The organism is Paenibacillus xylanexedens (assembly GCF_007680605.1).
Taxonomy (GTDB): domain Bacteria; phylum Bacillota; class Bacilli; order Paenibacillales; family Paenibacillaceae; genus Paenibacillus; species Paenibacillus xylanexedens_B.
Window position 1 is genome coordinate 2,138,991 of sequence record NZ_VEIO01000001.1, and the last position, 11,731, is coordinate 2,150,721.

Here is an 11,731-nt window from a genome sequence, read left to right on the forward strand (position 1 = left end):
CTCATTTATATCAGTTTGGCCTGGTCTTTTCACCAGTTTTAATCCATATAGATGTACTTCTCCTTATGCCAAATAATCGCCTTGTAATAAAATGCCGGATCGGTATCGAACCGCTCCAAAAGATTAAGCAAATGAGGCTCTACAATAGCATCATTCCAGATAACCCATAGCAGAAACTTTCCGGGATTGTGGGGATGGACTGTCCGTAACAAGCCAAAATAAGGGCCAACATACGTGACGTTTTGCCAAGTCAGCGATTCTTGATCTGCGCTCAGGTCAGAAAATAAAAAACTGTTGCCCCATCCGGAATCCGTCATGTTCCGTAAACAAACGATATGAGAATGATGCAAACTCTCCTGGGTAGCTTCCTCAGGTTTGACCCATGAATATCTGTAATTTCTGGCTCGCTCACGCAAAGGCTGGCGTAATAGTTGAAGCAGTGTGCGATGTGCCCCTGCCCCTGGATTCCCGGTTGTTCTTGGCGCGCCCGCAACAATCGTGCATTCTTCAGCATATAAGGCTTTAATGCCAAGAGCCTCACGATCGGGTCCCCATTGATTTCGATGTAGGTCGAATTGCGCTGCTGTAAGTTCCTCAACCCAGCTTGATATCCCTTGCTGATTTATATGAATGCGGACAAGAGTGTATAGAGAAACTTCGATCTCGATCGTTTGTTCAGGCAGATCAAGATGAACCACCTCTTCAAGCTCCATGTCCTGACGTTCAAGTAACAAACGAATCACAGTGGCTTGTCCAGGCTCAATACGAATCTTATCAGGACTCAAGATGTCTGCCCGCACTGTTGTTGGCTGAGTCAGGTTTCGAACCTTCTCCACTTTTAGCCAAGAAGATGTATTATAAATGGGTTCTTGCATATGGAATATCACATTCCGGGGATTTCGTTCTCTGCGCAATTGACTTATCCGTTGAATCAGCTCGTTGGACAGGAATACTTCGACGGATTCTTTATGTGAAAAATGATCAAAGCACCATACGCTGGAATTGCCGATATGTTTTGCTGAATCCAGAAGCCTCGTTGTATTGAAGATATCATCTTCCACATTTAACAACTGGTACACCGGTGTCTTGCCCAGATTTTGCAGCATAGTATAATCCGGTTGATTTATGTCGGCGCGCGGCGCACCAACAATGTTAGCTACAGCGGCGAATGTGCCTGGGAAGCGGGATGCTAGTCCAAAAACGCGCAAGGCTCCAGAGCAGATCCCTACCAGATATACGCGGTCACGATCCACATTGTATTCTTTGATCAGCGCTTCGACACTCTCCACAATTTCCATCTCATTAATGTAATCCTTGTTAAAACCACCACGAGCATACATACACCCAATGATCACATCGTCAAAACGGTTTCGGTACAAATCATCGGTTCCTTCAGGTATGGTGTTCACCATTGTTCCAAAAGGCATGTAAAACACCAGCGGCATGGACTGCCCCCTGTTGTAATTACGAGGCAAAAAGACATTATATGCTACGTAGGCGCCATCCACCGGACTGGAACGAAGCACCGTGCGTACGCCGCGTGGTTCTGGCTCTATCGGTTCATCCGGCTGAGTCAGCTGGCGCGCTGTCTGGCGAAACTGCCGTAACAAATGGTCATAGATACGATCATAGTGCAACTCCAGTTTGCCATGATTCAAGCCCCGGTCATTCTCGCATAACCCGGCCAAATAAAGAAAATGTTCACTCATTGGCTCCGTCAGACCCTGTTCACTCATCAGTCTAAGAAGCTGATCCTTTGTTGCTACATAATCACCTGCAAAAATAAAGGCATTGGATACTACAGCTACGGCGTTGTCTTCAAGTCCCTCATGCCATGCAAGTTCATCAGGCACCCTTTGCACTCTCAATTCGATGACTCCGTCAGGCACATGCCGCAAATCCAGCCTAAAGTGCTGATAGGTGGAAATATAACCGTCGTACTGTACCTTCCCATAGGTGTCCAGCGCTTCAATATAGAGTTTCTCCAAACGTCCGTTGCCTTGAACATAGGGGAAAACAAAGCAATTCACCATTTTATCCGCATTAAATGTTCGTTCAGGCAATACATAGAATTGTGCAGACATGTTTTCTGTTTTTTCCCTGCTGAATACCATCTGGGTAGAATCTGTCTGATACAGTTGCTCCACGGGTTTGCAGGACAATGTGAAGCCGTACTCCCCTTCAGGCATGCTTCTGGAAGCCTGCGTTACTTTCCTTTCAACCAGAATCGTATTGATGCCTTTTCGAAACGTGCATATGGTCTGAACCGGCTTGATGTGCCGCCAAGATGTACTTGTGAGCACAAGCCTGCCATTTAGCCATAAGGTCACGGGAAGAGATGAGCGCGTAAACATATAGATGTCTTGTTCCGTTGAGCAGTATACCGAGCACAAGGCATACAAGCGTTTGTCTGTTCCATGATCAAACAACGATTCGAGTACATTTTCTCTGCCATCTGAAGCTTTGTAATATCTCCAACGTTGCTCTCTCTCCTCTTCTGAGGTAAACGAAAGTTCATGTTCAAGCATTACGGCACTATCCAATCCGGATGTGCACAGACGCGGAGTTTCTTCTGAATCATGTTCTGGTAGACCTGTGCTCCTCACAATCCAGCGATGTAAAAAGCAAGGCTGGTCACCTGAGAACGTAACCGGATAATGGCAGCGAGCCAAAATTCGTTCCAGCGTAACTTCCATTTCTTCTGTATCTGCCACCACATCTATATACATTTCATCCCACCTCGCTTAATGTTCAACGAGCATTATGTCGCGAATATAAGTGTCCATCCAGATCTTCATATCCAGGCATCCTTCATTCATAGTGGACACTCTTCCTTCTGTGAGAGGGTTCGAAGGATGGAAGAGACATAGATAGATCCGCCGGCAACGCCGAAGATAGAATAGCTCTTTGTTACGAATATTCACACTGCTTATCAATGCAGCATTTGTATGGAACAGTTTTTTGCCACGGGTTGCAATTCGTTTCTGGCACAGTTCGGGCATCTGATCTATAAAAAATATGAGGTCTGGTTTGCGCACAAACTTTGATATGCATCTTCCCAGATAAGGTTTGGCTCCATTTGCACGGTCTCTGACTAGTCCTGTATACACATAACGATCACAGAGTACGATATTACCCATCCATAATCTGGGAATAATGATAAAGAAATAATCCAAAATGAATCCCCACCACTGTAGCAGACTGTATAAGGACGCCGGGATCGTCTGTTTTAACCCAAGCCACCGGGTAAGGGCTCTTAACCATCGATTTGAATTCCACTCGTACACATACACGCCATGCCCCAATGATTCAACATATTCCTGAAGCTGGTTTATGGAGCTGCTCTTCCCGCATCCACTAATTCCTTCCACTACAATCAAGCCTTTGCCTTTTTGAAAAACCATTTATCGGCCCGTTACTTGCTCATTCCGTGTAGTCCAGAACTGATTGCGTGCTGACATCACCTCGTCATTCACACGAAGAATTCTCGCAGTGTCAAACAAGCGGGTGAAGAAGTCGTCCTCCCAGCGGGCTGTGCTCTGGTTCTCCACGCCATATTCATCCAGATAGGCATGATCCCCCGGATCAAGCTCATCCATAACAGCTACTGGAATCACGTCACCATAGATAAAATTCACATAATAGAACGCGTAATACACAACCTTCTCACAACCATGTTCGTGGCAGAACTCAACCAGTTTCGTCCAATTGATGTCATTGGCATATCGTTCTACATACATCAGGATATCTGCGAACTTATACAACTTGAGATCTCTCAGATCAGCAATCCAATTCAGCATGACCGCTTCCTTATAAAGGTGACAGCTGAGCTGGATGAGAAAATCCTCATAGTCCAAAACATGACAAGGATAACCGAGCACTTGAGTTGCACGAGCACGAGATAACAGATCAGGAGTAGATATGTGGTACGGGCAGTTTCCTTTCCACAATACGTCATGGTTCAGATCCACCTGAAGCAGACTTACAAACGGATGATCCGTCTTTTTGAGGCACTCCTGCAACTCATGTGTTGCCATCTGATGCATCATCTTCTGTTTACGAGAGCCTGGTATAATTTCCTCCGTATTCCTGTCATACTCTCCCTGAATATAACCCATGCTCTCAAGTACACGAACAAACTGCTCACTTTGCTCAACGGAAATAAGCAGATCCAGATCGTTGAATGTTCTTGTCTCAATCGATGGATACACGTTCGCGGCTAAATAATTTCCTTTCAAAATGACAGCATGAAGTCCTTGCTCTTCGAATTTTTGATATATGGCTCCGAGCTCCTCGAAATAAAACTGGTTGCGCATGGAGAACACTTGACTTTGGTTTTTCATAACTTTAAGCACTTCTTCCTCTACCCTGTCCAGCATTCCAATTCGTTTCAGATGATAAAACATCATATTCAGCACCCGGTGTGTAAGACCTTGATAGAGAATGTCCTTCCATTCCAGATAACCGCTGAGCAGTTTTTTTGCTTCATCCTCATGCTCCTGTGTCCAGACTCCACGAGAACATAGAATCACCAGTTGTCTTTCAGGGGTCAGATCTTCAAACTGTGTCACCATATCACGGCCTCCTCTAAAGTTTAAGTTTTATCGCACTACTCATACCTCTGATTGGTTACCTGGATTCTGCCATCCGTTCCAGGCTCTATAACCTTGTGTTTGCGTAAATAATCGGCCAGTACATTCATCAGCAATTCATCCACACTGAGCAGAGAAGCATCCTTAAACTCTTCGAAATTGTCACCGCCATTGTATAAATAATCGCTTAAAGCAACCTTGTATTTTCTATTCAGATCTAGTGGTTCATCGTTGAAGGTCACGCTGATGACCCGTTTGCCTGCGGGCCTCGAAGCATCAAATGCATAACGAATACCCGATACCTGGAGAAAAGCCCCATTCGTACCATTGGGATAGGCGTTCAGACCACGCTCTATTGCTTTATAGATTCGATCTCCTGCAACCTCTGCCACAACCAGCGTATTGGAAAAAGGCAATGATCGGTTTAGCTGGTATAGGTTAATCTCACCTGCACTTATACTTTCACGAATTCCTCCGCCATTAATAATGGCAATCTCTGCTTGACTTCTTTCTTTCATCGCATCGGTTAACACATTAGCAAAATTCGTTTCTCTTGTTCGAATCGAAGTCCGCGTACCGTCCAGCTCCACACTCGATGTACCCACGACTTCTTTTGTTTCTTCCATCGCCATTTGATAGTATTTTTCCACCACTGACATCATCGCTGCATCCCCTCGACTACCATCACTCAGGGAACGTACATTCCACGAAATATCTTGTAACTCTCCTCTGTTAAAATACAGTGTTGCGTATCCGACATGAGTGGTCCATGCCCCCGCCTCAGCAATCCAGGTTTTTCCCACTCGAACTGGATGTGTATAAAGGTTGTGCTTGCGCCCGCTCAAGATCAGATCGATGCCTTGCACTTCGCCAGCTAATGCAACATCCGCATCGTCTCCCAAGTGGGACAGTAATACAATGACATCGGAGCTTTCTTTCAGCTCATCGACTAGTCTTTTCGCCTCTTCAACAGGATCAGTAATCTGTATTTCATCCTGATGCTCCGTACTGAAGCTTCGCTGCGCACTTGGGGTTAGCAATCCGATAAACGCTATCTTTTTTCCAAGCACCTCTTGCATGACATACGGCTTGAACAACCGTTTTCCATCTTTATAGACGTTGGCAGCAACCATTGGAAAATCAAGCTGTGACTGTATCTCCATCAGACGATCGAATCCAAAGTTAAAATCATTGCTTCCGGGAACCATAGCGGTGTATCCCATCATATTGGCAACTTCCAGAACACCCTTCCCCTGTTCCACATTGGCTTCATTCGTTCCATGAAACATATCTCCCGAATCCACGATTAACGTATTAGGATCACTGGCCTTCTCACTCTCAAACATGGCTTTGACCAAGGGCATGCCCATAACGCCATAAATATTTTCCGTCGTATATTGTCCCCAGGCATTATCTTCAAATCTAAGGTGTCCATGAATATCAGCCGTGTTCATAATGGTAATTTTCTCGTCATAATAGCCAGAGAGCAGCTTCACTTCGTTCCAGGAAACATTTTTCACGGCATAATAGATGCCAAACGAGATAACCAGAACCCCCAGCAGAATCAAATTAATATATTTTTTCAACGCTCTGTCCTCTCCCGGTATGCACTCTTACACCGAATTAATAGAGCGCATTACCTGTACTTGAATATCTACGAAGTCCTTGTTTCCAGACCAGAAAAACGATGCCAAACATGACAGCTGCCACCAAAGGATTGAGAAACACCATATCCTTCCAATAAACGTCCATCTCGGGTTTCTCCAAGTAAAACTGGGCCGGAAAATAATTCACAAATCCAAACGGCATCACAAAGATCAATACCTTCTGAATGATGCCCGGATAAAAACTGAGTGGATACGCTGCAATTTTCCTTGAATTAAAAAAAAGCATATTACGCAAATTGGTAACTTTTACAGTCCAGAAGCAGAAGCTAGATGCCAGCATGAAGATCGAGGCCTGAATCAGCGCTCCCCCCATGAGCATCACCAGGTAAAAGCCAATTTGTCCTGCCGTCCACTCAATCTGAAGTTGTGACGCTGTGCTGCGAAGCAGGATGATGCCAAGCACTCCATGTCCTAATGCCGCAGTGTAGTCAACACGCGAAGCCACAACCTGAAATAGAATGCCTACGGGTCTAACCAGGTATCGGTCGAATTCTCCGGAATACACCAGATCCTCGAAGTCACGAATCCCTGTAAAAAAGAAAACAAACAAACTATAGGATAAGAACAAAAAGCTATATAAAAACAGAACCTCGTTAATATCCCATCCTCTAATCTCTACAAAACGGTTCAAGAGCAGAATTAAAATAATGACACCGGATAATTCCCGAATAAGAACCGCGGCTGCAATTAGACTGCGATCGAACTTGTATTGCAACGTCACCTTTAACGTCAAATGAAAGTATTTCAAAAATAGCTTTACGTCCCCAATTCCCGGGAACCCACGTGAGCGCTGCATCACGATTAGCCCCCCTGAACAACTAATTTATATGAAGCACGTTTCCACAAAAAGTGACCCGCTACCGTTAAAAATAGTAGCCAGAGTACCTGTTTCATCAGGCTTTGCCACATTTCTCCGGCTGGCATCTGACCTAGATAAATAGAGATTGGAATAAAAAATATCGTATCGAACGGAGTCAGTTTGATATAGTCCACCAGCCATTCTGGAAAGTACCACAGTGGAATTACAGCTCCGGACAGAACCATAACCGCGGTTTCCTTAATGGTGATCAGACTGAATGTTTTGTAGAACCAGAATGCGCTTACCCAAATGATAAAATTAAGACTATACATCACCAGATAACCTAGCATGATACTGATCAGGAAGATGCAAAACATAAACCACGAGAATGGAGGAAGAATCTTGTAAACAACCGTATAAAAAAGCAGTGTAGGAAGCAATAACAAAATGATGCGGTACACCAGCCCTCCGAGATGGTAGGAGAAGGTATAGAGTCGAAAACTGATCGGACGTAGCAGGTCAGAAGTAATCAGCCCTGACTTGATTTTCTTTTCAATGACATATTCATCCATTGTAAAAATATGAAAAAGAGACAACGCCAAGATGACATACGTGACCGTCATACTGAATTGCAGATGATCCAGTGTGCCCTCCTCATCATAAATGGCTCTCCAGATCGAAATATTGACAAAAATGGTGACGATCGCTCCGAGAAGACCAGCAAAATATTCCGTACGAAAGACCAGGTTGCTTAAAAAGGACTTCCTGGCGACTTCAAGATACGCCCTCATAAGCTTGTACACCTTCGCCTTCTTCGTATAATTTCTTAATGATTGTCTCGATATCTGTCTCCTGAACAGTCAAATCCATCACCACATATTCACTCATCAGACTGGAGATCAATTCAGAAGTTGTAATTTCATGAGTATGAAATGAAAACGTCTTACTGTTGCCCTCCTCATGTACAATCTGAGCTTTAGCAACATGTATGGATGGGTAGGACTCGGCAAACTTTACCGTCAGACGACGCTCATGATCATACAGACTTCGTATTTCGGTTAGTGCGCTATCACAGATGATCTTACCTCGATCAATCACAATCATCCGTTCACATGTTTTTTCAATATCCTGCATGTCATGTGTCGTGAACAACATCGTGATGCCCTTATCCCGGTTCATCGCTTTAATACATTCGCGGATCTTTTCTTTGGCTACAATATCAAGTCCAATCGTCGGCTCGTCAAAAAAAAGAATCTCTGGATCATGCAGTAATGAAGCTGCAATATCAGCACGCATTCGTTGCCCGAGGCTCAGTTGTCTGACAGGACGAGACATAAAATCGTCCAGATCAAGCAGTTCACGATATATATTCAGATTTTTCCTAAATGTGGCATCCGGTATTTTGTAGATTGCTTTCAGCAAATCAAACGTATCCTCCACGGGAAGATCCCACCATAACTGCGTTCGCTGACCGAATACAACGCCAATGTGGGATACATACTTTTTCCGATTCCGAAAAGGGTCCATATCTCCAACTGTAACTCGGCCTGAGGTTGGCGAAAGAACGCCGGACAGAATTTTGACGGTTGTCGATTTGCCTGCTCCATTGGGACCAATAAAACCAACCATCTCGCCTGGCTGAATGGAAAAGCTGATATCATCTACAGCCCGTTTTTTCAAATACTCAGGCATAACCAGATTTTTGACGGCTTGTAGGAACCCTTTTCCATTTTTATGAACCTGATAGTCCTTGACCAGATGCTCCACCTTAATGAGCACGATTCAACGCCTCCATTTCAGAGCCACCTCTTGGGTTGTTCAGCCGAAAGACTCCAGCCATTTCCAGAAAATTATGAATCAGTACCTTCCCATACTGGGACAGAATGGATTCAGGGTGGAATTGCACGCCTATCGTGCAAAATTCACGGTGTCTGACGGCCATAATCGTGCCATCAGCAGTAGTAGCCTGAACTTCCAGACATGCTGGTACTGTCTCTGGAGAAATACATAGAGAATGGTACCGCACGACCTCGAATCGCTTCGGCGTTCCTGCAAATATCCCTTGACCATCATGGTGGATCATCGATCTCTTGCCATGAACGACATCGGGAGCAAGATCAATGGAGGCGCCTAGTGCTGCTCCAATAGCCTGAAGCCCCAGACATATACCAAAAATCGGAATCTGACCATTAAAAGCACGGATAATGTCAAGACTAATTCCTGATTCGACTGGATGACCTGGTCCTGGTGAGATGATAATACAATCCGGTTGCAGGCGTCTGACATCCTCAATCGCAAGTTTATCGTTTCGAACAACCTGAACATCTGTACACATCTCCCCGATATATTGGTAGAGATTGTAAGTGAAAGAGTCATAATTATCAATTAACAACACCATAGCCTCACCTCTCCAATAACGCCTTTTGTAATGCCCGTCCTTTAAATAACGTTTCCTGATACTCGTTCTCCGGGATGGAATCCCATACAATTCCCCCACCTACTTGATACCGAGCCTGTTGTCCCTTGACCAAAATGGTACGGATGACAATGTTCATGTCCATATCACCATCAAACCCGATGTATCCGATGGAGCCGGTATATACGTGTCGGCGAGAAGGCTCCAGTTCATCAATGATTTCCATTGCACGAACTTTGGGCGCACCCGTAATGGAGCCCCCAGGAAATGTAGCCGTCAAACAATCTACGGCGTCTTTCCCGTCTAACAGGTTACCCGTAACCGTGGAAACCATATGAAACACACTGGAGTATGCCTCTATGGCAAACAGCTCGGGCACTTCCACCGAACCGAACTCGCATACACGCCCAAGATCATTTCGCATCAGATCTACAATCATTAGATTTTCGGCCTGATCCTTAACACTTTCTGTAAGCTTTTTCCGATTTAATTCATCTTCCTCAGGCGTATCCCCCCGAGGCATCGTACCTTTAATAGGACGTGTCTCAACAACACCCTCTCGCAATTGCAGAAACCGTTCAGGCGAGCTGCTTACAAGCTGAAACTCTTCGAGATCCAGATAAGCTGCAAAAGGAGCAGGGTTAATCTTGCGCAACGTATCGTATAGATTCAGCGGATGACGATTCAGCGGCGCAGTAAAACATTGGGTCATATTGACCTGATAAATGTCACCTTTTCGAATATAGTCCTTGATCTTACAGATCGCCTGATCATACTCCTCCGGAGTAAAATTAGCTTCAAGCTGTACTTCATTACCAAGATAGGCGTCATCCCATGTCGACGTGTCCGTTACACTTCCGTTGATAATGCGCTCTTTCAATTCCTTAACTCGCTTACGTGCAGTGTCCATATCTCCTTCAGGCAAACCTGCAGATACCGCATAACATTTTTCAGCATGATGATCCATCACGATGATTCCGTCGTAGAAACCCATCATCATCTCTGGAAGATGTAACTCGTCGACCGCTGTTTTGGGCAAATCTTCGATCTGATGGCAAAGATCATAGGATAAGAAACCTACAGCCCCGCCAACAAACGGAAGACCTGTGCGATGTTCAATGTGATAACTTTTCAGCGCTCTCTTTAACTCATCGAAGGGATTACCTTCTCTGATAGAAACACCGTTCTCATCTTTTATTTCAACGAGAGATGACTCTGATTGAATAACGAGAAAAGGGTTCGCACCGATAAAAGAATATCTTCCCAGCCGATCATCTTGTTTTGAACTGTCCAGCAAGAAACTGTATCGTTCTTCACAAAATAGCTTATAGGTGTCCAATGCGTCATACGGATTATCAACCTCTTCAAGATACACTTGATCCATTGCTCTTGCTCCTTCCAGGTACACACTTCGTCACGGAAATGTTTAATACCGTATACAACAGCGGAATCATCAGAAAAACCAGGGTTACATGAATCATTCCCTCAGCAAACTTACCTAAAGGACTCCCGCTGTAGAACGGTTCGATCCACCGGTTCAGCATGACATAGATGCCATACCCCACCACAGCTGTTGCGATCCGCACCCAGTAGGATACAGGCTGCCTGAAATGTAGCCATCGCTGATCCAGATAATAAATAACCAACACACCGATGATATTTCCCCCCGCCAAGTAATATCCTTTGTTACTCATCATCAACATGCCAGACAGAATCACAGCAATTATGGCAAGCAGTTTCCACTCCTGCCGACCATCTCTCTTTTCCAAAGTTCCGAAGATCCACTCGCCTACGATGACACCACCTATACCCGCAGCCATAGCACCAACAACATCAACGGGCGTATGGGCTCCCAGATATAGCCGGGATACTGCTACCAGTAAGATGACAGCTGCACCTGCCAGATAAACTGCTGTATAGCGATAACGACGCATCATGGTAGTCGAATAGGATACTGCGCTCTGCACATGACCGCTTGGGAAGGAATAGCCGCCAATGGGAACCTCATTTAAGGTGCGGATATCGATCTGTCCGAATGAACGCGGTATACGAAAAATATTTTTTAACACCGCATTGAGCAAACTGTTGAGATAAAAAGAAAAACCCATACGGTACGCCAATTCCTTGTGGATACACCAGTAGCTGAAGATCAACAAACAAGCAAAAAAATAATCATCGCCAAGCTGAGTAACCAGTACGAAAAATCGATCCCAAAACGGCGAGGCAAAAGACTGCACCCATCGAATCATTTCCATAG

At 44.8% G+C, this 11,731-nt stretch carries 10 protein-coding genes; all 10 read right to left on the reverse strand.

The features are described 5' to 3' along the window. Positions 1-38 precede the first annotated feature (38 nt). From FS818_RS09390 to FS818_RS09435, 10 genes are read right to left on the reverse strand one after another with little or no spacing between them, the layout of a single operon-like run. Entirely contained in the window at positions 39-2,729 is a 2,691-nt protein-coding gene (locus FS818_RS09390) for a hypothetical protein (protein ID WP_145331576.1), read from the reverse strand. A 15-nt stretch (positions 2,730-2,744) separates the two neighbouring features. Continuing rightward, a complete protein-coding gene (locus FS818_RS09395) occupies positions 2,745-3,404 on the reverse strand; it encodes a dTMP kinase (protein ID WP_145331577.1) in 660 nt (219 codons plus the stop codon). Then, positions 3,405-4,574, reverse strand: a complete 1,170-nt coding sequence (locus tag FS818_RS09400; protein WP_145331578.1) for a nucleotidyltransferase domain-containing protein — start codon at positions 4,572-4,574, stop codon at positions 3,405-3,407. 35 nt (positions 4,575-4,609) lie between these two features. Next, positions 4,610-6,178 (reverse strand): bifunctional metallophosphatase/5'-nucleotidase, encoded by a 1,569-nt coding sequence (locus FS818_RS09405; protein ID WP_145331579.1) that lies wholly within the window; start codon positions 6,176-6,178, stop codon positions 4,610-4,612. A gap of 37 nt (positions 6,179-6,215) precedes the next feature. Continuing rightward, positions 6,216-7,055, reverse strand: a complete 840-nt coding sequence (locus FS818_RS09410; protein WP_145332827.1) for an ABC transporter permease — start codon at positions 7,053-7,055, stop codon at positions 6,216-6,218. Between the two features lie 5 nt (positions 7,056-7,060). Further along, positions 7,061-7,849, reverse strand: a complete 789-nt coding sequence (locus tag FS818_RS09415) for an ABC transporter permease (RefSeq protein ID WP_145331580.1) — start codon at positions 7,847-7,849, stop codon at positions 7,061-7,063. Then, entirely contained in the window at positions 7,833-8,837 is a 1,005-nt protein-coding gene (locus FS818_RS09420) for an ABC transporter ATP-binding protein (RefSeq protein WP_260984583.1), read from the reverse strand. The genes FS818_RS09415 and FS818_RS09420 overlap by 17 nt, the downstream gene beginning before the upstream one ends. Next, positions 8,827-9,456, reverse strand: coding sequence for an anthranilate synthase component II (locus FS818_RS09425; protein WP_145331582.1), 630 nt, complete (start codon positions 9,454-9,456; stop codon positions 8,827-8,829). Before FS818_RS09425 ends, FS818_RS09420 begins: the two co-directional genes overlap by 11 nt. A gap of 4 nt (positions 9,457-9,460) precedes the next feature. Further along, positions 9,461-10,858, reverse strand: a complete 1,398-nt coding sequence (gene pabB, locus FS818_RS09430) for an aminodeoxychorismate synthase component I (protein ID WP_222128812.1) — start codon at positions 10,856-10,858, stop codon at positions 9,461-9,463. Next, positions 10,839-11,729 carry a phosphatase PAP2 family protein gene (locus tag FS818_RS09435; protein ID WP_145331583.1) on the reverse strand — a complete coding sequence of 297 codons (891 nt, stop codon included), beginning with the start codon at positions 11,727-11,729 and terminating at the stop codon, positions 10,839-10,841. Before FS818_RS09435 ends, pabB begins: the two co-directional genes overlap by 20 nt. Positions 11,730-11,731: the final 2 nt, after the last annotated feature.

Bases quoted from the DNA above. Each gene is read 5' to 3' on its own strand.
- pabB (WP_222128812.1), bottom strand. From the start codon at position 10,858: ATGGATCAAGTGTATCTTGAAGAGGTTGATAATCCGTATGACGCATTG.
- FS818_RS09390 (WP_145331576.1), bottom strand. From the start codon at position 2,729: ATGTATATAGATGTGGTGGCAGATACAGAAGAAATGGAAGTTACGCTG.
- FS818_RS09400 (WP_145331578.1), bottom strand. From the start codon at position 4,574: ATGGTGACACAGTTTGAAGATCTGACCCCTGAAAGACAACTGGTGATT.
- FS818_RS09410 (WP_145332827.1), bottom strand. From the start codon at position 7,055: ATGCAGCGCTCACGTGGGTTCCCGGGAATTGGGGACGTAAAGCTATTT.
- FS818_RS09395 (WP_145331577.1), bottom strand. From the start codon at position 3,404: ATGGTTTTTCAAAAAGGCAAAGGCTTGATTGTAGTGGAAGGAATTAGT.
- FS818_RS09415 (WP_145331580.1), bottom strand. From the start codon at position 7,849: ATGAGGGCGTATCTTGAAGTCGCCAGGAAGTCCTTTTTAAGCAACCTG.
- FS818_RS09435 (WP_145331583.1), bottom strand. From the start codon at position 11,729: ATGGAAATGATTCGATGGGTGCAGTCTTTTGCCTCGCCGTTTTGGGAT.
- FS818_RS09425 (WP_145331582.1), bottom strand. From the start codon at position 9,456: ATGGTGTTGTTAATTGATAATTATGACTCTTTCACTTACAATCTCTAC.